Here is a 25366-nt window from a genome sequence, read left to right on the forward strand (position 1 = left end):
CTTAACTATCAACCACTTCGAAGGGATTTTCATCTCCGGGCCTTGTAAATGACGACTCCATTCGAGCAAACTAGCGGCGGAATGGAAAGTCGTGACGGAAAATCCAACTCAGAAGTGGGGCGTGTGATGCGAGACAAGGAAGAGAAACGCGTCGACAGCGGCCGCCGTACCTGGCTGATTGCGACATCCGTAGCAGGTGGCGTGGGAGGTGTTGCCACCGTTGTACCTTTCGCGGCGTCGCTTGCGCCGTCCGCGAGAGCGAAAGCGGCCGGTGCGCCGGTCGAGGTCGACATCAGCAGCCTGAAGCCCGGCGAGATGGTCACGGTGCCGTGGCGCGGCAAGCCCGTCTGGATCCTGAATCGCACCGATTCGATGCTGGCCGATGTGGTCAAGGCCGACAAGGAAGTGGCCGATCCGACCACGAAATCCCCGTATTCGATGCCGTTGCCCGCGTATTGCGCGAACGAATATCGCGCGCGCACCGATCGCAAGAACATTCTCGTCGTGATGGCCGTCTGTACGCACCTCGGCTGCACGCCTAGCCAACGCTTCACGCCGGGTCCGCAGCCGAACCTGCCGGACGACTGGCCGGGCGGTTTCCTGTGCCCGTGCCACGGTTCGACCTACGACCTCGCCGGTCGCGTGTTCAAGAACAAGCCGGCGCCTCAGAATCTCGACATCCCGCCCTACATGTTCACGTCGGCGACGACCCTCGTGATCGGCAAGGACGAGAAAGGAGAAGCGTGATGGCCGTCGACAACAAGGAAGTCTCCACCACAGGTCTCACCGGCTGGATCGACCAGCGCTTCCCGCTCACGTCCACCTGGAAGAAGCACGTTTCCGAGTACTACGCGCCGAAGAACTTCAACTTCTGGTACTTCTTCGGCTCCCTCGCGCTGCTGGTGCTCGTCAATCAGATCGTCACGGGCATCTTCCTGACGATGAACTACAAGCCCGACTCGACGCTCGCGTTCGCGTCGGTCGAGTACATCATGCGCGAGGTGCCATGGGGCTGGCTGATCCGCTACATGCACTCGACCGGTGCGTCGATGTTCTTCGTCGTCGTGTACCTGCACATGTTCCGCGGGCTGATGTACGGGTCGTATCGGAAGCCGCGCGAGCTCGTGTGGATCTTCGGCTGCGCGATCTTCCTGTGCCTGATGGCCGAGGCGTTCTTCGGCTACCTGCTGCCGTGGGGCCAGATGTCGTTCTGGGGTGCGCAGGTGATCGTGAACCTGTTCTCGGCGATCCCGTTCGTCGGCCCGGACCTGTCGCTGTGGATTCGCGGCGACTACGTCGTGTCGGACGTCACGCTGAACCGCTTCTTCGCGTTCCACGTGATCGCGATTCCGCTCGTGCTGGTCGGCCTCGTGATCGCGCACCTCGTCGCGCTGCATGAAGTGGGGTCAAATAACCCGGACGGCATCGAGATCAAGGCGAAGAAGGACGCGACCGGTGTTCCGCTCGACGGCATCCCGTTCCATCCGTACTACTCGGTGCACGACTTCTTCGGGGTCTGCGTGTTCCTGATGGTGTTCGCGCTGATCGTGTTCTTCTCGCCGGAGATGGGCGGTTACTTCCTCGAGGCGAACAACTTCGTGCCGGCGAACCCGCTGCAGACGCCGCCGGAGATCGCGCCGGTCTGGTACTTCACCGCGTTCTACGCGATGCTGCGCGCGACCACCGACCCGTTCAAGATCGTGCTGATGATCGTGATCGCGCTGCTCGGCGTGCTTGCGCTGATCCGCGCGCGCGGCAAGTGGAAGGTCGGCCTGCCGGTGCTGGCCGCGGCGATCGTCGTGTTCATGTTCCTGACGGAGTCGAAGTTCTGGGGCGTCGTCGTGATGGGCTCGGCGGTGATCACGCTGTTCTTCCTGCCGTGGCTCGACCGCAGCCCGGTGAAGTCGATCCGCTACCGGCCGCTGTTCCACAAGGTGTTCCTCGGGATCTTCGTCGTGGCGTTCCTGACCCTCGCGTTCCTCGGCACACGGCCGCCATCGCCGGTCGCGACGCTGATTGCGCAGGGCTGCGCGCTGATCTACTTCGCGTTCTTCCTCGGCATGCCCGTCTGGACGCCGCTTGGCACGTTCAAGCAGCCGCCGGAGCGGGTGCGCTTCAAGCCCCATTAATGTGAGCGAGGAGAGAACGACATGAAGAAACTGCTTTCGACGCTCGCGCTGATCGGGGCGACGGCCGTTGCGCTGCTGGCGGCGCCGGCCGTTCGCGCGGAAGGTAATTTTCCGCTCGACCGGGCGCCCGATAACACGGAAAATCTCGTTTCGCTTCAGCACGGCGCGCAATTGTTTGTAAACTATTGCCTGAACTGCCACAGCGCGAACCTGATGCGCTACAACCGTCTGACGGATCTGGGCATATCCCAGAAGGAGATCGAAACGAATCTCCTGTTCACGACCGACAAGGTCGGGAACACGATGTCCGTCGCGATGCGGCCCGAAGACGCGAAGAACTGGCTCGGCACCATGCCACCCGACCTGTCGGTCGAGGAGCGGGCGCGCAGCCGCGACTGGCTGTACACGTATCTGCGGAGTTTCTACCGCGACGATGCGCGGCCGACCGGCTGGAACAACGCGGTGTTCGAGAACGTCGGCATGCCCCATGTATTGTGGCAACTGCAGGGGCAGCGCACTGCCAAATTCGAAGACAAGACGGACGAGGAGACGGGCGAGAAGGTCCACACGCTCGTCGGCTTCCAGCAGGTCACGCCGGGGACGTTGTCGCCGCCGGACTATGACGCTGCGGTGGCCGACCTGGTGGCCTATATGACATGGATGTCCGAGCCGGCCCAGCAGACCCGCAAACGCCTCGGCGTGTGGGTGCTGATCTTTCTCGGTGTCCTGACTTTCCTGGCCTGGCGGCTCAATGCCGCGTACTGGAAAGATATCAAGTAAACACGCCTGACCGGCGTGGGGCCGGCGCAAGGCGGAACCCGTGAAAGGGGTTGCGCCGCGTGCCGGCCCTCGGCTTTTTTGAGGAAACGCAAATATGATGGTTCTGTATTCCGGCACAACTTGCCCGTTCTCCCAGCGTTGCCGGCTGGTGCTGTTCGAGAAGGGCATGGATTTCGAGATCCGTGACGTCGACCTGTTCAACAAGCCGGAAGACATCTCGGTGATGAACCCGTACGGTCAGGTGCCGATTCTGGTCGAGCGCGACCTGATTCTGTACGAATCGAACATCATCAACGAATACATCGACGAGCGCTTCCCGCACCCGCAACTGATGCCGGCCGACCCGGTGCAGCGCGCACGTGCACGCCTGTTCCTGCTCAACTTCGAGAAGGAGTTGTTCGTTCACGTCAGCACGCTCGAGAACGAGAAGGGCAAGGCAGCGGAGAAGAATCACGAGAAGGCACGCCTCGCGATCCGCGATCGCCTGACGCAGCTCGCGCCGATCTTCGTGAAGAACAAGTACATGCTCGGCGAGGAGTTCTCGATGCTCGACGTCGCGATCGCGCCGCTTCTGTGGCGTCTGGATCACTACGGCATCGAGCTGTCGAAGAACGCCGCGCCGCTGATGAAGTATGCCGAGCGGATCTTCAGCCGTCCGGCCTATATCGAAGCACTGACGCCGTCCGAAAAGGTCATGCGTCGTTGATGATGCAATGAAGGCATGACGGAGCGGGCGGCGCGGCGTGCCGTGTGCCCGCTCCGGGTTCGAGGATTGTGATGCAAGAGATTTCAACGAAGCCATATCTGCTGCGCGCGCTGTACGAGTGGTGCACCGATAACGGTTACACGCCGCATATCGCGGTGAGGGTCGACAACTCGACGCGCGTGCCGCGTCAGTTCGTGCGTGACGGCGAGATCGTGCTCAACATCAGCTTCGAGGCGACGAGCCAGCTGCAGATGGGTAACGAGTGGATCGAGTTCACCGCCCGGTTTTCCGGGAAGGCGCACAAGATCGAGATTCCGGTGGCCAACGTGCTCGCGATCTACGCGCGGGAGAACGGGCAAGGGATGGCGTTCCAGGTCGATGCAGTGGCGGGTGAGGGCGAGGATTCGGGTGCGTTCGAAGACGATGCCGCGCCGGCCGACGAGGCGTCGCGTGACGAGTCGCCTGCCGTATTGACGCCTGTCGTCGATATCGGCACGAACGAGGAGCCGTCCGAAGGTGCCGACGAACCGCCGAAAACCGACGGCGACGGCTCGAAAGGCGGCAGCAGACCTCGCCTCAAGATCGTGAAATGAGGTAGAATCTCGCGCTTACGCCGGCTTAGCTCATCTGGTAGAGCAGTTGATTTGTAATCATCAGGTGGCGGGTTCGAGTCCTGCAGCCGGCACCAAATCCGAAAAAGGGGTTACGGAATTTTTCCGTAACCCCTTTTTTCTTTTCGGCGCAATCCACTCCCATCTGCCATGTCGCGCGGATCGGCATGCCTCCCGCGCTGCGCATTTCCGCCAGCCAGCAAACCTCGCAACACCCCCCTTCCCCTGTCACGCCCGCGTCACGCTGCACCCCTAACGTTGCACATTCCCGTCGCGGCACCATCGTCGCGATCCGGGCGTGCGCACCCCGCACGCGACGCCGTGCCCGCGTCGCGCAAGCGGCCAACCGGGATCTCGCTCCCGACAGCGCACCGACCATTTACCGCGCCATTCCATTCGAAAACACGATCGACGCCGATTGAGTTGAATCGCGGACGATCAGGAGACACGGACCATGCTGAGTCCACATGAATTTTCGATGCTGCTGCGCATTGCTCGCGCGCCGGACAGCGTCGACCCGTCGAACCCGGCTTTCGCCGTGCTCGTCGAAAAGCGGCTCGTCGACGATACGCAGGTACGCGTGAATGCGGTGGCTGCACGCCCGGCGCTGACGCCGATCGGACAGCTGCTGCTCGCGCGCTTCGACGAAGCTGCCTGAGGGGAAGCGAACAGACCGCAGAAGAGCGTCACGCCTTCGCCGCGGCGAAGGACGTGACGCGATGAAAGCGCGGCGAACCGCTTACTGCGCGAGCGGCACCGTCACGTCGCTGCCGAACCAGTGCATCGAGATCTTCTTCAACGTGCCGTCCTTGCGCAGCGAATCTAGCGCATCGTTGATCGCCTTCTCGAACTTCGGATTGCCCTTGCGGAACGGGATCGCCATTTCCTGCTTGCCGCCGTTCAGCACCGCGCCCGAGCGCAGCGGCAGGTTCGACGTCTTGATCATGTACGGCAGCATCAGGCGGTCGTCGAGCGTCGCCTCGATCCGGCCCGCGGCGAGGTCGCGCAGCTTTTCCGGCGCGCCCGGATACGTCTGCACCTCGATGCCCGGCACGCTGCGCGCCATCTGGTCATAGTTGGTGCCGAGCGTCACGCCGAGCTTCTTGCCCTTGAAATCCTCGAGCGACTTGAAGTTGCGCGTGTCGTCCTTGCGCTGGATCAGCTGCGCGGCCGAGTACGTGTACGGCTGGCTGAAGTCGAGCACTTCCTTGCGCTGCGGCGTGATCGTGACCTGGTTGACGATCACGTCGAACTTGCCGGCCTGCAGCCCCGCGATGATCCCGCTCCATTCGGTCGGGATGAACTGCGTCTTCACGCCGAGCTTGCCGGCGACCGCATTCGCGACGTCGACGTCGAAACCCTCGAGCTGACCCGAGGTGCCGCGCGAGTTGAACGGCGGATACGTGCCTTCGAGCCCGACGCGCAGCACGCCGGCTTTCTTCACTGAGTCGAGCAGGTCTTCCGCGTGTGCGGCGACGGCCGTGAAACCGAGGGCCGACGCGAGCAGCAGCCCCGACAGCAGAAACTTCGAACGTTTCATCGCAGATCTCCAGTGTTCAGTGTGGTAATGGTGCGCCGGGCATCGGGCGTGCCCGGGCTGGGCCGGAATACGGGCACGTAGACACTACTCGCAACCAGCGCGCGCCGAAAGTCGAATTGGCCCTGATTGCAATCAGATTTCAGCGGGCGGCGGTGGCCGTGCAGCGTGACGTCGCCCATGATGCGTTTAGAAATGCGCTTTTAAATCAGGGTCATTTTTCCTTTCATGCCGTAATTTGTCTGTAAAATCGCGCGAGCGAAATCGCATTGCGCGCCATCCGAGGGCGCGTCACAAGAAGAAAAGGCCGTTGCCATGAACATGCAGAACACGATTGCCGCATTGCGCGGCGGGTTGCTTCAGCAGGACCGGCTGCTGAAGCTCGATACGCCATTGGGGGCCAACGTGCTGACCGTGCAGCGGGCGGTCGGCCGTGCGCGCATCGGGCGCGCATACGAATTCACGCTCGACGTGCTGTCGGTCGATGGCGATCTGGAACTCAAAAAACTGATCGCGCAGCCCGTCACGTTGTGGATCCAGCAAGGCGATCGCAGCTACCGGCCGCTCAACGGCTACGTCCATACCGCGCGCCGCCTCGGCGCCGACGGCGGGCTCACGACCTATCAGCTCACGTTCGCCGATTTCACCCATTTCCTGAAGTTTCGTCGCGACCAGCGCCTCTGGAACGACACGACCGTCGATCAGATCATCAGCGATGTGCTGAATCAGCATCCACAGGCGCAGGGGCATTTTCGGTTCGCGCTGTCGAAGCCGCTGCCGAGCCGTTCATACACGCGTCAGCACGACACCGACTGGCATTTCGTGCACCGGCTGATGGAGAGCGAAGGCCTCTACAGCACATGGCAGCAGGCCGACGACGGCAAGTCGCATACGCTCGTGATCACCGACAACCTGCAGGCGTTCGCGTCGCTGTCGCCGGAAACCGTGCGCTTCTATCGCGGCGGCGCGGCGAGCGAAGCCGACGCGTTCACGCAATGGTCGGGCACGCGCACGCTGCAGAGCGTGACGCGGACGACGCGCACATTCGACTACAAGAATCCATCGCAACCGTCGAACCCGAAGGGCACGACGCTGCCGACGATGGGCGGCCAGGGCGAATTGCCCGATCAGCTCGAAGTCTACGAGTACACCGGGGCGTACACGTATCTGGACCAGACGCGCGGCGACCATCTGACGAAGATCAGGATGGAGGAATGGGAGTCGCAGGCGAAGCGCTTCCATGGCGCGGGCGGCGTGCGCGCGATCGATGCCGGCCGGCGCTTCGTGCTGTCGGATCATCCCGAACACGATCGCGATCCGGCAGATCAGCGCGAGTTCGCGGCGATCGGTGTCGAGTGGTGGATCGAGAACAACTTGCCCGTCGCGAGCAGCAGCGCGGACTTTCCGTACAGCCTGCGCGACGCGTTGACGCAAGCGCAGGAGGGCTACGGTGCCGATCCCGCGTTTCGCGTGCCGCATGACGACGGCTCGGTCGGCTTCTACCTTGTCGAAGTCGAGGCACAGCGCGTGAGCGTGCCGTATCGCAGCCCGTTCGAACACGAGAAGCCGAAGATGCATCTCGAGACGGCGATGGTCGTTGGGCCGCAGGGCGAGGAAGTCTATACCGACGAGTTGAACCGGATTCGCGTGCAGTTCGTGTGGGACCGTCTGAACCCGGGTAACGAGAACGGGTCGTGCTGGGTGCGCGTGGTGCAGTCGGATACTGGTGGCGGCTACGGCGGCGTGCATGTGCCGCGCATCGGCGAGGAAGTGCTGATCGACTACGTCGGCGGCGATTGCGACCGGCCGCTCGCGGTCGGGCGCGTGTACAACGGCGCGAACCAGCCGCAGTGGCATAGCGACGGGATTCTGTCCGGATACCGGTCGAAAGAGTATTCAGGCGGCGGCTACAACCAGCTCGTGATGGACGACGCGACCGGGCAGAACCGCGTGCAGCTGATGAGCAGCAGCGCGAACAGCCTGCTGCATCTGGGCTACATCATCGACCAGAACGGCAATTCGCGCGGCTCGTATTTGGGCAGCGGGTTCGACCTGCGCTCGGATGCGTATGGCGCGGTGCGGGCGAGCCAGGGCCTGTACGTCACTACCCACCCGAAGGCGCCGAACAGCCAGCCGCTCGATGTTAAGGAAGCGCAGCAGCAGCTCGTGACGGGCGAGAGCCTGGTCGAGGCGATGTCGGGCGTGAGCGAGCAGCATCAGGCGGAGAGCCTGAAGGACGCGCAAGACACGATGCGCGCGTTCACCGACGCAACGCAGAACAACGTATCGGGCAGCACGTCGGGTGGGCGAACGGCAGGCGGCGGCACGGGCAGCGCGAACGCGTTCAAGGAGCCGGTGATGCTGTTCGGCAGCCCGTCTGGGATCGGGATGTCGACGCAGCAGTCGCTGCACATGGCAGCGAACGATCACGTGAACGTCGCGAGCGGACAGAGCGTGCATGTTGCGGCGGGCAAGTCGCTGATCGGCAGTATTGGGCAGAAGCTGAGCCTGTTCGTGCAGAACGCGGGGATGAAGCTGTTCGCTGGCAAGGGCAAGGTCGAGATCCAGGCGCAGTCGGACAATGTCGAGGTGACCGCGCAGAAGGCGGTGAAGGTTGTGTCCGCAACCGACCGAATCGAGATCGCGGCCGATCAGGGAATTCTGTTGACCAGCGGCGGCGGGTATATCCGCATCCAGGGCGGCAACATCGAGATTCATACGCCGGGCGCGGTGGACGTGAAGGGCGCGTCGCATACGTTCGCGGGGCCGGCGAGCATGGGCTATCCGCTGCCGAGCCCGCGGCCGGATCAGCCGGGGCAGCTCGAACTGTTTCACAAGTACGTAAACGGCGAAGCGGTGAAGGGCGGGTTGTTTACGGTGAAAGACGTGAACGGCGCCGTGCTGAAGAAGGGCGCGCTCGACAACAGCGGCTATACGGTCGTGAGCGGCTTGCCGCCGGGCGCGGTACGCGTCGAGTTCGGCAAGGACCCGCGCGAGTCGAATCAGCCGGCGAATTACTTCAAGCAGGCGAAGTGGCCGGCAGAGCCGGTCGAGCCGTCGCCGGAAGCCGCGCAGGCAGCGGCGAGCGGGCAGCTTGCGAGCCAGTTGCAGGGAATGGCGCCCGCGGCGACCACGGCGGCGATGGGGCTCGTGAGCGGCGGCAGCGCGGGCGCTGCGCTCGGCGGGCTCGCGAGTTCCACATTGCCGGCCGCCGCGAGTGCGCTGGGTGGGGCGGGCGTCGCGTCGGCGTTGCAGACGGCCTCCAGCCTGAGCGGTGCCGCGAAGCAGGTGGCCGGGATGGTGCAGGCCGCACGTCAGGGCGGGCTTGCGGCGCTGGCCGCGCCGGCCGCGAATGCCGCGTCCGGGGCGCTGCAGGGTGCGTTGCCCGGCGTCACTGGAATCGCGGGCAAGGGCGCCACGACGGTGGCGTCAGCCGCGGGCGGCATGAAGCTGCCGACCCCCGGGTTTGGCGGACCGCTGAAATCCTGAGAGGGCGGCTTGTCAGCCGTCTAAAAAAAACGAATTGAACGAAAAACGACATGGCACAACAACTTCCACCGGGCGCCGAGAAGGAACAGGCCGTTACCTGGCTCAGCGATGTTTCCCCCAAGGATGTCGCCGCGGGCGGCAACCGCTTCGATGCGTGGTTGCGACGGATCAGCGGCAACCACATCACGTTCGAGGATGTAAAGACCTTTGCCGGCGCGGTGCCGATCGTCGGCAACATCATGGCGATGGTCGACGCGCTCGGCGACATTGCCGAGATCGTCGAGAAGCGCGGCGGTCAGGTGCTCGACTACATGAGCCTCGCGATCAACCTGCTCGGCATCATTCCGATTCCGCCGACGCTCGCGCCGTTCCGGATGTCGGCGCGCCCGCTGCTCGCGCTCGTTCGTCACGAATTGCTGGCGACACGCAGCAATCTCGGCGCGGCGATCATCTCGGTGCTGGTCACGCATATCAACGCGACTTGCGCGACCGAGATCGAGGATTTTCTCAACAAGCTGAAGGCCGGCCTCGTCGAGCTGCTCGACGGATGCGCCTCGAAAGCCGAGGAGATCATGCTCGCGCTGGCGACGGGCATGGACAAGGCGCTGCACGGGCAGCTCTTCGACGCCAACGCCAATCTGAGGCGCCAGCAGCAGCTCGCCAAAAAAATGGCGGACGCCCGGCCGTGGTACAGCCCGAGCCGTGTCGGCGATGGCATCGAGTTCGCGTACGAAGGCACCAAGGCGCTCGGGAAGAAGGCCGTGAACAAGACGGCCGGCACCATGGCGACGCTCGCGCCCGACGCATGGCTGGAGCCGTTTCGCGGCACGGTGACGTTCCTGCGGACCGAGGCGCCGAAGATCGCGAAGTCGATCCGTTCGCTTGCCGGCAGCGAAGAAGGCAAGATGATGTGGCTGGTCCTGCAACTGATCGAGGCTGTCGGGCGCGTCAAGGCACGCGCGAAGCTTCATGAGCAGAGTGCGGACGTCAAGGCGGCAGGGACGAGCCAGGCGAAGAAGACGCGCGGGCAGGAGGGGCTGGAGAAAACCAACGGGCAAGCCCCATCCGAAGGGCCGGGGAAGAGCGCGTGCAAGTCTTGCGGCGTCGGGGCATCGCCCGCATCCATCGATTTCGCGTTCGGTGACGAAACGTTCTCGCATGTCGATTTCGACCTGCCGGGCGCGCTGCCGCTCGTGTGGGAGCGGACGTACCGCTCCCGGCTTTCCGCGTATGACGACGGCGAACTGGGTGCGCGGTGGATCACCCCCTATACGACGCGCATCGACATCAGGAACGGTCAGTGGATCTATCGCGATGCGGAAGGGCGCAGCATCGAGTATCCGGCGCTTGCAGCCGGCGCGGTGCACGACGATCTGTCGGAGAACCTGACGCTGTCGCGACTCGACGATACGTGGGTGACGATCGCATACGGCCACGCCATGCTGCATGTGTACGAGCGCCGCGGCGATGCGTTCCGGCTCGCGATGCAGAAAGACCGCGCCGGAAACACGATCACGCTCGACTACGATGCGCTTGATCGCCTGGCGCGCGTCATCGACGCAAGCGGCAATGTGCTCGCGTTCGAGCACGACAAGCATGGCCGGATCCTGCAGATCGAGCACGTGCTCAAGGACGGTGCGCGTCGTACGCTGGCGAGCTACGAGTACGACGCGGCAGGCGACCTCGTGCGCGCGGTCGATCGGCACGGCAATGCACGGACGTATCAATATCGCCGTCACCTCGTGACGCGCTACACCGATCGCACCGGCCGCGGGATGACGCTCGAATGGGATGGCGCGGATGCCGAAGACAACGCGGACGCGAAATGCATCCGTGAATATGCCGATGACGGCAGCCTCGATCTCCGGCTCGCGTGGAACCCGAATATCCGCCTGACCTATGTGACCGACGCGCTCGGTCAGATGACGCGCTACTACTTCAATATCCATGGTTACGTGTACCGGATCGTGTATCCGGACGGCAACCAGGAGTGGTTCCGGCGCGATGCGCATCACAATCTGGTGCTGCATATCCGCCAGGATGGCAGCATCGAGCGGCGGGAATACGACGCGCGCGGCAATCTGGTCCAGCACGAGCGTGCGGACGGCAGCGTCGTCGCGATGGCATACGACGACAAGGATCAGATGATCCGGCTCGTCGATCCGAACGGACACGTGTGGCAGCGCAAGTACGACGATGCGGGCAACCTCGTCGAGGAGATCGATCCGCTCGAGCATTCGACGAAGTACGAATACAACGACAAGGGATTGCCGACGCAGATCACCGATGCGAAAGGCGGCTCGAAGGTGCTCGAGTACAACGAGGCGGGCCAGGTCACAAGCTATACGGACTGCTCCGGAAAGAAGACGGAGTGGCGGTACGACGATATTGGCCGCGTGATCGAGACCAAGGACGCATCCGGTGGCGTGGTTGCCTACGGTTATGGTGCGAATGGCCAATTGACGGAGATTCGCTCGCCGGCAGGTGTCGAACACGTGCAGTACGACGCCGAAGGGCGAATGCTCGCGCATACGGATCAACTCAATCGATCGACGCGATATGGCTACGATGCGGTTGGCCGCATTGCGAGCCGCGCGGATGCGCTCGGCCAGACGATTGCGTATCGCTACGACCGTCTCGGCCGGTTGAGTGCGCTGACCGATGCCAACTTTGCGACGTACCAGTTCCACTACGATCCGGCCGGGCGGCTGATCGAGGAAGTTGCGTTCGACGGCAAGTCGACGCGCTATCAATACGATCCGGACAGCGGCCGCCTTGTTTCGGTCGACGAAGCAGGTTGCGTGACGTCGATCGATGTCGACGCAAACGGCCGTCTGCTGAAGCGGGTCGCGGGGGAGAGCGAGGAGTGGTTTGCCTACGACCCGAGCGGCCGGCTGATTGACGCCGCGAATCGATACAGCCGCGTGCAGTTCTTCTTCGATCCGGTCGGCAATCTGGTGCGCGAGCATCACGCGTACGATCTGTTCGGCGAACGACGCAGCTACGTGTGGCATCACGAATACGACGAACTCGGCAACCGGCGAAGGACCGTGCGGCCGGATGGGCATGCCGTCGACTGGTTGATGTACGGTTCCGGCCACGTGCACGGGATGCTGCTCGATGGCGAGGAGCGCGTGCAGTTCGAGCGTGATGATCTTCATCGCGAGACGGTGCGCGTGCTGTCGAGCAAGATCGGCCAGCGCACGCACTACGATCCGGCAGGGCGCGTGCTGCAGCAGACGATTCAACGGTCGACATCGCCCGCGCCGCTCGCCGAGCGGCGGTATCGCTATGACGCGGCGGGGCAGTTGTCGCGGATCGAGGATAGCCGCAAGGGTGGGATCGACTATCGATACGATCCGGTCGGACGGTTGATCGAGGCGATCGGTCCGGTCGCGAAGGAACGGTTCGCGTTCGATCCGGCGAGCAACATCATCGATCCGGCGCGGACCACGGAGACGCCGGCCTCTCGTCCGAGCCCGGTGCGGCCGGAAAGCACGTTGCCGGTCGAGGTGCCGAAGGTGCTGGGCAACCTGCTGAAGGCGTATGCGGGGATGCACTTCGAGTACGACGCGCGCGGGAATCTGGTGCGCAAGCGTACGCCGGCGGGCGAGCAGGAATACGAGTGGGACGAGTTCAATCGCTTGCTGTCTGCGCGGGTTGCGGAGACGTCGCGGCAGAGTCAGGCGCGGTATTTCTATGACGCGTTCGGTCGTCGCATTGCGAAGGAAGTGAACGGCGAGCGGACGGTGTTCGGGTGGGATGGCGACACGCTCGCGTACGAGAGCGATGGCGAGCGGGGCACGCACTATATCTACGAGCCGGGGACGTTTGTACCGCTGGCGCAGTATGTGGCGGAGCCTGTCGAGGGGATCGCGACGCCGGAGTGGAAGAGTGCCGATCGGTATGTGCCGGAGGAGGATCCACTGCAGAAGGTACCGGAGCGGCGGGGTGGCGCGGCGCTGTTCTATTATCACTGTGACCAGATCGGCACGCCGCAGCTGCTGACTGATGGCGATGGTGACGTGGTGTGGGAGGCGTCGTACAAGGCTTGGGGGGAAGCGCGCGAGGTTATTGCGCGGGTGTCGAAGGCGGCGGGGATCGTGGTGAAGAACCCGCTGCGGTTTCAGGGGCAGCAGGTTGATGATGAGACGGGGCTCTCGTATAACCGGCACCGATATTACGATTCCGACATTGGACGGTTCATATCGAATGATCCTGTCGGTTTGGCCGGTGGAATCAACGAGTTCCGCTATACACCGAATCCGATTCAATGGGTCGATCCTCTCGGGCTCACACCATGCGCCGGCAAAGCGGTGATCCGACACTACGACACCGGTAGTCGGACGGGGCACTATACGGTTGAAGTCCAGGGCCCGACTGCGTCCGTTCATACGCATCAAGTCATCACGGGCGATACGACTACGACGGTGGTAAACGAGAGACGTGAAAGGCTGATGGTTAACGATCCTGTTTTGCATACTACGGAAGTGCCACTTCCCAACGCCAATGCGGCGATCGCTTATCAGCAGTCCCAAATCGGACGCGAATTGGGTCAATATGATGAGAGATCGAATAGCTGCGTTGACCACGTTGCTAATGTATTGCGGGCTGGTGGCGAGACCGTTCCCTCGGGACCGCTGGGTCAGTCGAGGTATCTTACGCAACGTGGATTTAAAATGAAGGTTAGGTAATATGGCTCACGCGATATGTGAAAAACACGGCTCTCAACCTGCCGAGTTGGTAACCAGAAACGTTCTCGATATGATCCGGTCGGGCGTGAAGCCCGCCGCGGGGCGCGTTTTTCCCATAACGTTGGTTTATGAGGAGTTGGAATATCCCGGCTACGGAATGGCGGAGGACCTGTCTGTTCTTCGAGGTATGGGCGGGATTTGGGAGTCGGTAGAAATGTGCAGGTTTACCGATGAGCATGCGATGGAGAAGGCGATAGGGCTATTTACTGCAGTTTGTGCGAAGTGCTTGGCGGAAGTGCTGTGACGTGCAAGCACATCTGAAATGCTAAAAAGACAGAAAACCTATTTTGCTTTTGATCCATGGCGTGACCGATTACATGCTTGTGCGGATTTCGCAAGCGAAGAAAAATGCGATGAATTCTTAGAGCTATTGAAAGCAGCTGAGGAGAACATGAGCTACGAAGTCGTAGTGGAACTTCTTAGAACGTTCTCGGATGCAGACGATTTTGGAATTCAAGAACGAACTCGAAATGTCGTGGAGGCGGCCGATCGCCACATATTTTACCCCGCATTGATTCGTGAGCTTGGGGGGATAATTGAACGAGCTCCTCAAAAACGATGGGCGGTTACGCTTGTAGGGATCGAATTGGAATCCGGAGATTTTGAGTTTTTGATGGGAAATGTGTTGCAGTCGAGCGATGAAGAGAGGATGGGATTTATTTCATTTCTGAAATCTAGCGAATTCAGGGGCGAGTATCCAGCAGTTTCGAAGTACTTGATTGGTTTGTAGGGCTCGAGTTAAGTGGGGGCGGCGAAGCAGCGAGTCGATTTATTGGTGGCGATGCAATTGATTGCTGTGGTGCAAAATCTTTCATCATAAATGGTGCGCCACCTTCCATTGCTCGTTGCAAATTAGTATTCCTTCGATGCTCCATATTCCGAGCAATGTCCTACTGGAAAAAGCAGTGTATGTGAGGTCTGTACTTTTGTACACGGTCCCCAGATCTCTTTCTTGAAACGACTCAGGCCAAGCGGATTGACATTGATCGAGACAAATACTGGCAGGATCACGCGTCAGAGGCGAACACCTCAAAAAAATGGAGGATGCAATCTGTGATTCCATCAACAGTCGACCAGTATCTGGCCGAATCTACGGGAGATATTGCTAGAGGTGATCCGAAGACAGCCATGAGGGCGCTTCAGGATCTGGGCGTTGCGCCAGGTACCGATTTTGGCCAGTTTTACCTTAAATATCAGGGCAGCTTTATAAGTCCTCGACCTGTTGCAGAGTTGCTTGATATCGAAGGGCCGTCTATTCCCACTGTTCCGGACCAAACAGAGTATGCAAGGGATCGATATGGTATTCCGGAGCACTATCTAGCCTTAACTTCGGATGAAGGCGAAGGGATGTACCTATACAGCAAGAACGATGGTGCTGTCTATGATCTCGATATTCTGGTTCTAAATGATTTCATAAAAGGGAAGGTCCAAGCTCGCTGGGCCACATTTAACGATTTCTTGATTTGGTATTTTGCGTCACAGGTATAGGAAAAAAGGGCCGCGCGAGGCGTACGATCTGCTCGTCGAACGGTGCCGCTATGTGTGGCATCAGTAGATTCTTAACCAAGTAGGGGATTTCCCATGGCTGAAACCGAATTCGAGCAATGGCGAAATAACCTGCTTTCGTTGACGCGCTATGAGCATCCGACAGACGCGAGGACGTTCGTGAAGCTGGCAAGAGATGTTCAAGACCAGCTCGACGGACGTGTTATAGATACGTTGTTAGATACTTTTTGCGATGACGACGACTACGGGATACAGGAATCAATTTTGGTCGTCCTTGATAAAGCCGATGCAAAACTGTATGCGGAGCGACTTGCAATCAAGTTTTCAGACCTTCTCCGAAACGCGAGCGCCCACGAGTGGCCGCTACTGTTGGTCGGCAGGATTGTGAATTCGAACGACGCAGAGAAGATGAGGGCGATAGTAGATGCCGCCAAAAGCACGCAGGGTGACCTGAACGAGTTCATACATAGCTCAGCCTTCTTGGACGAGTATCCAGAGATTCAGACCTACTTTTAGGTGGGAGTCACATGATCGGCCTTTGTCCTTTCCGGGCGCGGGGAGCGCCTGCGCATGGCGATTCTTGGGCATGGAGCTGGACGCATATCAATGATTGGGATCAGGCAGAAATGTTGCAAACAGATACCCGTACAGGTATGCATGTTTCGCGGGAGGGATGTCGATGACGAGCGGAATCGAACGCATCACGATGATGTTGGCGAACATGTTCGCCAACGAATGGAAGGACGCCCTAGATTCCGTTCTGGTCTCTGCGGATGTGGTTGAAATTCCTGGCTATCCTCGCGTTGAGCGAGCGTCTTTTGTCCTTGCTCAGGCGAAGTCGCGCCAGACCAATACTGCGAGTCTCAAACTGAAAACGTTTGGACTAGCTAGTTTGATAACGGAGTTGGAGGCGTTGCCGCCCGATACACTATTGCAGAATTATGGGATTAAGAGTGGGGTATATATAGGTTCTTGCTTTGTACTGGACGGAAAGCTAGTCGGGTGTGAGTGTGTGGAGCGGGGCACCTCAAAGACCGTTCCGTTTGCAGGATAGCGATCAGTTCGTGCGGTCGATTAGAGCATGTCTGCAACATGGTCGCCGGACTCAACTAAGAAGAATAGGTCAGGAGGGGAGGGGCGGACCTATCCGTCATTTTGTGAGCGCGGCATATCATGAGAGGTAAAGGTCATGGATATGCCGATGAAGAAGAAAAGACAAACTGTAGCGCGTCAGGCAGCGGCCCGAGGGCCGGCGAGGTGATGGCCGAGGCATCGAGCTGGCAGAACGCGAGAACAAGCGAGAAACGGTTGACCTACGATCGGAGCGGCAGGCGGATCGACGCGGTGAATCGATACAGCCACGTGCAGTTTTTTTTGATGCGGTCGGCAATCTGGTGCGCGAACATATGAATGATCACTACTGCTGCAACTATCAAAACAGGAAATGAATACGACAACGAAAGTGATGAATCCCCAGGCGGTCACTTCAATTTATGGAGAATTTCCTTCCCTTGTTGGAGCAGAGCTAACCGAGGTTCGTGTCGCTCGAGACGAGCCAAGGATATCAATTACGCTTGCAACGAGACAAAAACCAACAAAGCACCCTACGCGGTGGCCGCAGAATTACGATGAGGTTTATATCGGAATTTCGTTTGTTGGGGTGTGCGATTTTTCGTTTTTCCAATGGGGACAAAAAAATATCGTGGAAGAGGTTGATTTAAAGGATATGGACGATCGGGTGTCCGTTCGGTTTTCTTGCAAGAACCAAGTTGCGTTGAAATTCTCATGCGATTGGATTCGTATTGAGGGCGTTGCCTGGGGGTATGTCGGGAGCCGTTAATTGATAAATCAATCGATTTCGGTCACATATTTGAAGTGGCTCAAGTGTTGATTTGGCGAATGATATGGGGTGGCGAATATGTATACCGAAGTGATCTTTAGCAACAAGGGACCTACGCCAGGAGATGGATATGTCGGCGGCGGCGTCAAGCTTCCTTCAGGCATTCAATGGCCAACTGGCGCTGAGGAGCAGCCTTTGGTCCACCTATTTAGCGTCCCGGCAACATGGTTCTCCGATCAAGTGAGCGGTGCGCGATGGATATCCGTGTTTATTCCTTATGAGATGCGCACTGTGACTCATTACAAAAAACTTCGCGCGCGAGACGTGCGATCTGATGCGGTAGTGATTGCTTATGATGAAGGTGATTCTGAGCGAAGCGAAAGCCAGGGTGTTGTGCTGGAACGTGGAAGAATGGAGAGGGCGATGAGTAAAGAAATCGACGATGACGAAAATTTAGCGTCCAAGGTTGATGGTGTCGATGCCTGGCTCCAGTCGCCGATCAATATCGAAGGGTTTCGGCGTCGGCTTTCGATATACGGCGGTGATCTCGATTTGGCGCTTCCATTAACGACCGGTATTTTGTCTGATGGGATGGGGTATTTGTTTTTATCGGATGGCGGTGGCCATGATGAAGGAGGTAATTTTGGAGGATTTTACCTTCAAATGGGGTAAGAAATTGGTGGAGGGTAATTTTCTGAGTCAAATCGTTCGATAGTGGCGGTGGGTTTGGGGTGACGTGTAAATGTGGGGAATTCAATGCTAAATAAAGCGAGCCTTAGTCCACACTACGCCGACCTACATAAGACCCCGCATCAAATCGGAGGTTACTAATGTCAGCACATCCAAAGAAGATAGAGAACGTGCTACGACTCGATGCGCAATCCCGATGCGAATATTTCCTCCGCAAGGTCGCCGACTCTGAAGTTGTCTGGAGCCTCTTTGATCAGGGATGGGCCACGGCCAGCGCCGGCGCGACGACGGTGGTGCCTTTCTGGCCTGAGGAGGCGTTCGCAACGTTGTGCGCGACTGATCAATGGCAAGGATTTCGCCCAAAGGCGATTGCGCTAGAGGATTTTCTAGAGCGATGGCTGCCAGGGATGGCGAATGATCAGCGAAGTTGCGCTGTCTTTGCGGCACCGAGTGATCGCGGGACACTCATGTCGCCGATGGACCTCGAAAAATTGATCAGACGGGAACGCGAGCAATACGAGTAACTCCGCGAAGGAACACATCCTTATGAGACGAAGTTGCACCGAACCACATCGGTAGAACGTCCGCACTTGAGACGGTCTATCGCGAAGGATTCGACGTTCGGTCGCCGTATTGCGAAGGAGGCGTACGGTGAGCGGCCGATGTTCGGGTGGGATGGTGACACGTTGGCGTACGAAAGCGATGGTGAGCGGGGGACACACGAAATCTACGAGCGGGGACATTTGTACCGCTCGCGTAGATGTGGCAGAACCGGTTGAGGGGGCACCGCGCCGGAGTGGAAGAGTACCGACCGCTATGTACCGGAGAACGATCCGCTGCAAAAAATGCCAATTAGGGGGTGTCAGTGAGTGAAAACGATGTAAGTGAGTACCGGAAAGAGCTTCTTTTCAGGAGGGCCAACGGAAAGAAGATTTGCGGCACTTACCTTTCCAAGGTGGCGGCGTTATTTCCATCGCTTGATCGTCCAGAATTGCTTTCCCTTGAGGAAACGGATTCGATTTTAGAGCGATTCAGGCTGATTCGTGCTGGACTTAGTCGGGAAACAATGCGCATTCCTACGGAGGAAGTTCGTTCCGAATTTTCGCTCATTAAAAATTTTGGACGCGAATTTTATATTCTGATTGACGAGGACTGGAAGTATTGCGGCTTGCTGAAGGTTGGGGCGATAGGGTTGCTAAACGTAGCGCTCGAATTTGGGGCTGAGATATTGGATGATCTGGTTTTTATATCGGCCGACATGTCTTTGGCTGTTGATTTCGATTTCTTCGAGATGGACGGGGTTCGATTGATAGATATAAAAAGATGGAGTAAGGAGTAAAGGTAAAGAGCCGCAGTATGTGGAGTGCTACGCCTTACCGATCTGTTGATGAATCTCAAAGGCGCTTGGGGAGAGGTGAGATCAGGACCGCACGCTTCCACCGGAGTCTCGGATGCTTGCCGCAAGCGTGCCTTGAAGAAGGCGGATAAATACTTCGATCGACTCGGAGCCATCAAATGACGGACTTCACCACATTGCTGGGCGCTGGCTTCCACAGAAACGCCCCGTCCACACCGGCGGCCATCGCGAGCCTGGAAACGAGTCTGTGCGCTTCGCTCCCACCGAACTATAAGGATCTCCTCCTGTGGTCGGACGGGGGCGAGGGAAAGGTTGGTGACCTCTATCTGGCCCTGTGGACCGTCGAGCAGGTCGTCGAACTTAATGCCTTGCATTCAATCACGAAGCGCATGGGGTACGGGTTCGTGGGTATTGGTACGGATGGCGGGGATTACTGCTTTGCCCTCGATCTCAGAGGAGGCGAGCGCTTCGTTGTTGTGCCGCTTGGCGTGCTCACAGAAGATGAAATCAAGCCTTTGGCTCGCGACCTTGTCGACGCACTGACTAGCATTCGAGACGGCGGCATAACGGGAGATGATCTATAACCGGCGCGTGATTCAAGCAACGGACAGTTCATCAGCAAAGACCCGATCGGGCTGCAGCGATCGAGGTCCGGTATTGAAAGACGACGATCGGGGATCTTGACTGCGATAAGGTACTTAACGATGCGGGAATTTAATTCGAAAGGTTTGAATGCTCTGGATTTCGAGAGCGTTCGCAGTGCGTTGCTCGCGGGAAAGGGTGGAATTTCCCTCCAAAAAGTGGTCCGTCTGCCGGAGGCTGATGTTTTGTGTTGTGAGTATATGGGAAAGCAGTTCAATGTGAAATTTGATCTGGATTACGGAGTTTCTCTTGAGGCGGTTAGTGATTTTTCCGTTGATGAGCTTGAGGACATTGCTCGGATTTTGACGTGCTAGAAGATGACGGGCTTCCACGGGTGTTGTCGGCGAGCCGCTTCCCTCAGCACATCCTCGAACACCCCGGCGACTTCTCCGGCTGGCTATGTCTGCCGCCGACGCCATGGACGCTCGATACAGAGGGCGCGTTCACCGAAGACGCCGACCACACTGAAGCCGACATGCCGCCCGCCACGGCCCCGCAACCCGGCTGGCGCGTGACACTGAACAGCGCGACGATCGAGGACATCGTGATCAACGCACATGACTAGGTCGACGAACCAACGGGCGCGCAATTGTTCGATGCATTCGTGTTCTACGTCGACAACGACGAGTTCATCCTGCTCTAACGACGCACGCAACGTGCCACGCGCCGCAGGAAAAAAGACTGCCGATGAACTGACCCACGAAGTTGGACGAATAAAGGCTAGGCGCCCAAGGACTGAGTTCTGTATTGCACGGGACTCAGTCCTGAGCACAATACTGTTATTACCGGGCAGCATATGGCGCCCGCGTCTACGGTTCAGAGCACGATCCACGTCGATTTGCCGGATGCTACCGCTGCGTACAAAGAGCAAGCCAAGCGTTTGGGACATCCCGATGGCGTGTATGACGAAAATACCAACAGTTGCGTGACGCACGTCGGAGACATCTTGCGAGCGGGCGGCGCGCAGAATGTACCAACCACAACGCGCGAAACCATCAACTGGATAATTGCGAATGGGAAACGTCAATAGGATGAGGCATGGGCAGGATACTTTGTAAATCGCATGGCGCGACCGATGTGATACACGTTTCGAGCGATATCGCGGCCGACATGAAAACGGATGCAGGGCGCCTGGAAATGCTCCGTTACGACATCGACTGGCTGGGAGACGGACGCCCCGACATTTCGTACTTCGTCTCGACGGAGGTCGCGAAACAGTTCAGTCTGCCCGAGCCTGGTGATACGCCGTTTGGACCGGATTTCGAGGAGCAGCATGCGGCTGTCTTCGACAAGCTTGTCTCTGTTTGCGCCAAGTGTTTTGGCGAGTATCAAAGCAGAATTGCCTGACCGGTAGGTGCTGAAAATGAATGATCGTGACGAGAAATTGCGACTGATGCGTGAGGTAATCGATTTCTTCGTTGAACAACCCTAGGATCCTGAAGTGCTTGCGAAATTTGTATATCTAAAGTCCCTCGATGCGAGGGTGTATCGCTATGGGGATAAGAGGCTCAATGAAATATTTGATGTGCTCGGGGGATGAGCGCAGGAGAAGAGTTTTTTTATTCGAGAGAGGAAGTTTTGGAGATGCTCTATTCGTTCATTTCGGATAACGGATGATTCTTGTTAGGCAAGGATATTTCCTTCGAGGCGCTCGATGGAACTGGCGTGCTCGTCCGTAAGGTGCCACGCGCAATGGACTTCAGATTCTTTCTTTGCGAACGTCGCGACCTACACGTTCGAGGACGGCGTCCACATCGTCGGCTTCACGGACCATGACCTTCCCACCGACTCGAACGCCTGAAGCAGGGGGTGACGGAGATCTTCGCGAGTCAGGCGATCACGCTGTGCCTCGATTGATGGGCGGCAGAGCATGAGTCGACAACGGTTGCAGGTCCAACCTCATGCGTGCGGAGTTGGCATAATGACGACTTGCCAAAGCGACCCTGCGGCGCCCCGCAAAGCACTTCCCGTTACAACTGTGCAACCCATGTCGACCACCGTCGCGACCACAGCGTCGCTGAAACACATTCTCGAAAGCCCGGGCGATTTCTCCGGCTGGCTCTGTCTGCCGCCGATGCCATGGACGCTTGAGACAGAGGGCGCGTTCTCCGATGCCGCCACGCCGTCCGCGATCGCAACACAACCCGACTGGCGCGTGACCCTGAACAGCGCGACGATCGAGGACATCGTGATCAATGCGCATGACCAGGTCGACGAACCAACAGTCGCGCAATTGTTCGATGCATTCGTGTTCTACGTCGACAACGACGAGTTCATCCTGCTCTGACGGCGCGCGCAACGTGCCACGCGCCACAGGAAAAAAGACCGCCGAGCGGTCCTTTTTCGATGAAGCATCAGCGCGGAACGAAGCCTGCCCCTCAAGGCAACGAAATCGTCAAATTCGCAGACTCCGGTCCGACCTTGACGACTTGCGAATAAGGCGCCAACGCCTGCAGCGTCTTATCCTTGAGATACGTATTGAGCCCGAGAAACCCCAGCAGCGCCACGAGCGCGAACACCGCCCCGATCGCCCACACCGGCACCTCACGCTTCAACCGATGCGCGATCTGATCGGGCAGCGGCCAATGCGGCGCGAACGGTGCGCGCTTGCCTTTCATATGCGCGATCTCGTCGCCTAGCCGCGCGGTGAGATAAGCCAGCTTCTCCGGCCCCTCGAGCAGATACTTGCCCTGGAAGCCGAGCAGCAGGCACATATGAAACACCTCGAGCGACTGCAACCGCGCCGCGCCCTGCGCGCGGCACTCCTCGAGATACTGAAAGAACTTCTCCCCCGCGAGCTGCTCGCCGAACAGCACGAGCTGCAGCGGCCGGCGCTCCCAGTCGGTCCGGATCTTGAACTGCGACGACAGCACCATTTCATCGACCGCCGCGCAATACGCGAACTTCGCGGCGTACACGTCTTCCGCGGCGATATTCAGCTTCTTCGCGCCACGCTCGAAATCCGACAGGAATTCCTGGATCTTCGTGCTGAACTCGCTCGCGCTGTCCGGCTCGCGGCCGTTCTTGAGCAGGAACAGCATGAAGAACCCGTCGTACAGCAGGTCGACCAGCGAACGGGCCTGGAACGCGGCGTCGGTCGACGCCGGGGTCTGCAGCGGTGCCGGCGTGTTGTCGCCGAACAGGGAGGGCGCGTAGCTCATGAGGTGACCGCGATCAGTTCGAATTTCAGGTCATTGATGCCAGTCGGCGCGTAGATCATCGCGGACTGGGCCTGCAGCATGCGCTCGTACAGCGCGCCGCGCGAATCGAGCGAGAAATAGCATGCGCCCGGCCGCACGGGGATCGCGGGCGGCACCTGCGGCGTGTACGACAGCCGCACGCCGGGCATCGCCGACAGCACGAGCTTGTCGACGTCGTCGGGCGCACCGACCTTGAAGCGGGCCGGCACGGCATCGATGAGCTCGACGTTCGGCATGTCCGCGGACACGGCCAGGTAGAACTCGGTCTTGTCGTCGATCTTGCCGGAATCGAGGCGGCCGAGGTGGAACGACGGACGCACCTCGTCGAGCGTGATCGCGAAGTAGCGCGTCGAAATCACGGTGTCGAGCAGCTCGCGCAGCATCAGGTCGAGACGCGCGAAGCTCGGGCCCGGATCATCGTGGCGATACACGGGCAGGTCGGCGAGCGTATAGCCCTTCGAGAACGTCATCAGTTGCCCCGCGAGGCGCAGCAGTTCCTGGAACAGCCGTTCCGGATGTAGCGCCGCATGCTGGTGCAAGTGCGCGAGCGTCGCGAACGCGGCGTTCGCGGTGTGCAGCAGCCAGAACGATGCGATGTCGCCCGAGCGGAACTCGATGATGTTCTTCGACGGCTCGCGGTGAAAACCGTACAGCGCGTTGACCTTGGCCTGCAGCGCGTCGACCAGTTGGCGCAAGCGCTGGTGGAGGATCGGCGAAGCCTCGATCGCGAGGCACGGCGGCACGAAGCTGTCGTCGATCTCGAAGCCGGACGTCGCGGTGCGGCGCACGCGCACGAGCGGCACCGACAGCAGCTGGTCGCGCGGCTCGCTGTGCGCGATCAGCTTGACCTGCGTCTTCAGGAACGTGATGTCGGCTTCGGCGGCGTCGGTGAAGTTGTCGGCGACGCTCGTCTGCTCGCTGACGAAACGCGTCATGAAGCCCGCAGCCGGATCGTCGCTGTAGTTGGTGCCGTTCTCGCGCAGCGGATGCAGCGCGAGGTAGAACACGAATTCGTTGATGCCGTCGGGCAGCGTGTCGAGCGCGATCGGCGGCGGCAGGTCGTCGGCCTGCGGCGCGGCATACAGCGCCCCGTCCGGGAACACGAGCGCGAGTTCGGCCACGCGCAGCACGTTGCTGCCGAGCGCATCGCGATCGATGCGCACCGAGCGCACGCCCCAGTTGTACGGCTGGATCGCCTGGATGGATTCGAACAGGCGCGCCTCGTGGTAGGCGTCCTGCCGCTGAAAGTGTTGAGGCCGGAGGAACAGCCCTTCCCCCCACAGCACCTTGGCCGAATAACTCATGTCAAATCCGGTTAATGTGGCGTTGCGATGTAATCGATTTGGTCATGCCCGAATTAACTCGCCAATTGTTAACTCTTGTTAATTGACATTCGCGCGTCATGTCTTTAACCGCAGCTGACCGACGAAAGCAAATTCAGCGGTTGCGAAGGCGCCCCTTGTTGCGGGGCGATCACGGAGCCATCGGTGACCGTCATCGCGCAATTATGCAGGCCGATGATTATGCCGGATTTCTCCGACTTCGCCGGGTCGAACGTCAGTTTCCATCGCTGGATGGCGGGATCGCGGAACAGCGCGACGATGCCGAATGCCTGCGCTTCGCGCGATACCTTTTCGGTCGCGATATAGCGCTGGCCCGGAATCAGCGTGATTTCACGCACGTTCAGCAGATCGGCGCCCAGCGCGGCCTTTTCCTTGGTCGGATCGGTGAACGCGTCGAACGGCGCCTGCTGGAACGACGTCGGATCCTTCAGCGCGTAGAGTCTTACCACTAATGCGAGCGGCTTGCGATCGTTCGCGGCATTCAGGTTGGGCGCGGCGGCGAGCGTGAGCCCGATGTTGCGCGGGGGCTTCTGGGCATCCGGCAGATCGGGCTTGCCGACGCCGGCAGCCTGCAGCACGGCGCTCGCGGCGGAGCCGAGCAACGGGGCGGCCGCGCATCCGGCCAGGAGCGCGCAGGCAATGAGCGGCAGCGCATAGCGAATCATTGATCTCATCGTATTTCCGGCGTGCCGCCTTTAACTCCCCTGTCAAAACTACCGGGCCTTCCGCGCGCTCCGCGCCTGTCCGGCTTATCTGGTGTTCAACTATTAAGCAAACGTGCG

At 59.6% G+C, this 25366-nt stretch carries 23 protein-coding genes, 1 tRNA gene and 2 pseudogenes; 22 read left to right on the forward strand and 4 right to left on the reverse strand.

Annotated features, from left to right (window positions below; all coding sequences use genetic code 11):
- Window positions 1-126: 126 nt before the first annotated feature.
- The 7 genes from petA to ACP26O_RS01970 all read left to right on the forward strand — a co-directional run bounded on the left by petA (window position 127) and on the right by ACP26O_RS01970 (window position 4884).
- Entirely contained in the window at window positions 127-747 is a 621-nt protein-coding gene (gene petA / locus ACP26O_RS01940; protein WP_006751790.1) for a ubiquinol-cytochrome c reductase iron-sulfur subunit, read from the forward strand.
- The gene (locus tag ACP26O_RS01945) at window positions 747-2129 is read left to right on the forward strand and encodes a cytochrome b (RefSeq protein WP_175666018.1); all 1383 of its coding nucleotides are present in this window, start codon (window positions 747-749) and stop codon (window positions 2127-2129) included. Before petA ends, ACP26O_RS01945 begins: the two co-directional genes overlap by 1 nt.
- Window positions 2130-2150: 21 nt before the next feature.
- A complete protein-coding gene (locus ACP26O_RS01950) occupies window positions 2151-2909 on the forward strand; it encodes a cytochrome c1 (protein WP_175666017.1) in 759 nt (252 codons plus the stop codon).
- A 94-nt stretch (window positions 2910-3003) separates the two neighbouring features.
- A complete protein-coding gene (locus ACP26O_RS01955; protein ID WP_006400565.1) occupies window positions 3004-3615 on the forward strand; it encodes a glutathione S-transferase N-terminal domain-containing protein in 612 nt (203 codons plus the stop codon).
- Between the two features lie 71 nt (window positions 3616-3686).
- Window positions 3687-4208: a ClpXP protease specificity-enhancing factor gene (locus ACP26O_RS01960; RefSeq protein ID WP_175666016.1), complete on the forward strand. Its 522-nt coding sequence runs from the start codon at window positions 3687-3689 to the stop codon at window positions 4206-4208.
- Between the two features lie 19 nt (window positions 4209-4227).
- Window positions 4228-4303: transfer RNA gene (locus tag ACP26O_RS01965), tRNA-Thr, on the forward strand.
- A gap of 377 nt (window positions 4304-4680) precedes the next feature.
- Window positions 4681-4884 (forward strand): hypothetical protein, encoded by a 204-nt coding sequence (locus tag ACP26O_RS01970; protein WP_006757125.1) that lies wholly within the window; start codon window positions 4681-4683, stop codon window positions 4882-4884.
- Window positions 4885-4965: 81 nt separating this feature from the next.
- Here ACP26O_RS01970 and ACP26O_RS01975 read toward each other — a convergent pair whose 3' ends face one another.
- Window positions 4966-5766, reverse strand: coding sequence for a cystine ABC transporter substrate-binding protein (locus ACP26O_RS01975; protein ID WP_006751250.1), 801 nt, complete (start codon window positions 5764-5766; stop codon window positions 4966-4968).
- A 312-nt stretch (window positions 5767-6078) separates the two neighbouring features.
- On the opposite strand from ACP26O_RS01975, the gene ACP26O_RS01980 reads away from it, so the two are divergent.
- From ACP26O_RS01980 to ACP26O_RS02050, 15 genes and pseudogenes are all read left to right on the forward strand, one after another.
- Window positions 6079-9252: a type VI secretion system Vgr family protein gene (locus tag ACP26O_RS01980; RefSeq protein ID WP_175666005.1), complete on the forward strand. Its 3174-nt coding sequence runs from the start codon at window positions 6079-6081 to the stop codon at window positions 9250-9252.
- Between the two features lie 50 nt (window positions 9253-9302).
- On the forward strand, window positions 9303-13946 hold the full coding sequence (locus ACP26O_RS01985; RefSeq protein WP_175701412.1) for an RHS repeat-associated core domain-containing protein: 4644 nt from the start codon (window positions 9303-9305) through the stop codon (window positions 13944-13946).
- Between the two features lies 1 nt (window position 13947).
- Window positions 13948-14250 (forward strand): hypothetical protein, encoded by a 303-nt coding sequence (locus ACP26O_RS01990; RefSeq protein ID WP_175666003.1) that lies wholly within the window; start codon window positions 13948-13950, stop codon window positions 14248-14250.
- An 18-nt stretch (window positions 14251-14268) separates the two neighbouring features.
- Window positions 14269-14736 (forward strand): hypothetical protein, encoded by a 468-nt coding sequence (locus tag ACP26O_RS01995; RefSeq protein WP_175666002.1) that lies wholly within the window; start codon window positions 14269-14271, stop codon window positions 14734-14736.
- 314 nt (window positions 14737-15050) lie between these two features.
- The gene (locus ACP26O_RS02000; protein ID WP_175665958.1) at window positions 15051-15494 is read left to right on the forward strand and encodes an SMI1/KNR4 family protein; all 444 of its coding nucleotides are present in this window, start codon (window positions 15051-15053) and stop codon (window positions 15492-15494) included.
- 93 nt (window positions 15495-15587) lie between these two features.
- Entirely contained in the window at window positions 15588-16028 is a 441-nt protein-coding gene (locus ACP26O_RS02005) for a hypothetical protein (RefSeq protein WP_175666001.1), read from the forward strand.
- 928 nt (window positions 16029-16956) lie between these two features.
- Window positions 16957-17352 carry an immunity 50 family protein gene (locus ACP26O_RS02010; protein WP_175666000.1) on the forward strand — a complete coding sequence of 132 codons (396 nt, stop codon included), beginning with the start codon at window positions 16957-16959 and terminating at the stop codon, window positions 17350-17352.
- Window positions 17353-17430: 78 nt separating this feature from the next.
- Window positions 17431-18024: a hypothetical protein gene (locus ACP26O_RS02015; RefSeq protein ID WP_426356284.1), complete on the forward strand. Its 594-nt coding sequence runs from the start codon at window positions 17431-17433 to the stop codon at window positions 18022-18024.
- 158 nt (window positions 18025-18182) lie between these two features.
- Window positions 18183-18566 (forward strand): DUF2750 domain-containing protein, encoded by a 384-nt coding sequence (locus tag ACP26O_RS02020; RefSeq protein ID WP_175665998.1) that lies wholly within the window; start codon window positions 18183-18185, stop codon window positions 18564-18566.
- Between the two features lie 96 nt (window positions 18567-18662).
- Window positions 18663-18899 (forward strand): annotated as a pseudogene (locus ACP26O_RS02025) (RHS repeat-associated core domain-containing protein); the annotation flags it as partial.
- Window positions 18900-18907: 8 nt separating this feature from the next.
- A complete protein-coding gene (locus ACP26O_RS02030; protein WP_175665997.1) occupies window positions 18908-19381 on the forward strand; it encodes a hypothetical protein in 474 nt (157 codons plus the stop codon).
- 176 nt (window positions 19382-19557) lie between these two features.
- Complete coding sequence (locus ACP26O_RS02035; protein WP_175665996.1) at window positions 19558-19983, forward strand: SMI1/KNR4 family protein; 426 nt, start codon at window positions 19558-19560, stop codon at window positions 19981-19983.
- Window positions 19984-20378: 395 nt separating this feature from the next.
- Window positions 20379-20684, forward strand: a pseudogene (locus tag ACP26O_RS02040) (DUF7716 domain-containing protein).
- Between the two features lie 395 nt (window positions 20685-21079).
- Window positions 21080-21388 carry a hypothetical protein gene (locus ACP26O_RS02045; protein ID WP_175665995.1) on the forward strand — a complete coding sequence of 103 codons (309 nt, stop codon included), beginning with the start codon at window positions 21080-21082 and terminating at the stop codon, window positions 21386-21388.
- A 640-nt stretch (window positions 21389-22028) separates the two neighbouring features.
- Entirely contained in the window at window positions 22029-22328 is a 300-nt protein-coding gene (locus ACP26O_RS02050; RefSeq protein ID WP_175665994.1) for a DUF7716 domain-containing protein, read from the forward strand.
- A gap of 91 nt (window positions 22329-22419) precedes the next feature.
- Here the strand turns inward: ACP26O_RS02050 and icmH are convergent, their stop codons facing one another.
- From icmH to tssJ, 3 genes are all read right to left on the reverse strand, one after another.
- Window positions 22420-23202, reverse strand: coding sequence for a type IVB secretion system protein IcmH/DotU (icmH, locus tag ACP26O_RS02055; protein WP_126227064.1), 783 nt, complete (start codon window positions 23200-23202; stop codon window positions 22420-22422).
- Window positions 23199-24545 (reverse strand): type VI secretion system baseplate subunit TssK, encoded by a 1347-nt coding sequence (gene tssK, locus ACP26O_RS02060; protein ID WP_006751241.1) that lies wholly within the window; start codon window positions 24543-24545, stop codon window positions 23199-23201. Before tssK ends, icmH begins: the two co-directional genes overlap by 4 nt.
- A gap of 104 nt (window positions 24546-24649) precedes the next feature.
- Window positions 24650-25258, reverse strand: a complete 609-nt coding sequence (gene tssJ, locus ACP26O_RS02065) for a type VI secretion system lipoprotein TssJ (protein ID WP_011655821.1) — start codon at window positions 25256-25258, stop codon at window positions 24650-24652.
- Window positions 25259-25366 lie beyond the last annotated feature (108 nt).

The sequence above is a fragment of the Burkholderia sp. R-40 genome (assembly GCF_049942845.1).
Lineage (GTDB): Bacteria > Pseudomonadota > Gammaproteobacteria > Burkholderiales > Burkholderiaceae > Burkholderia > Burkholderia ambifaria.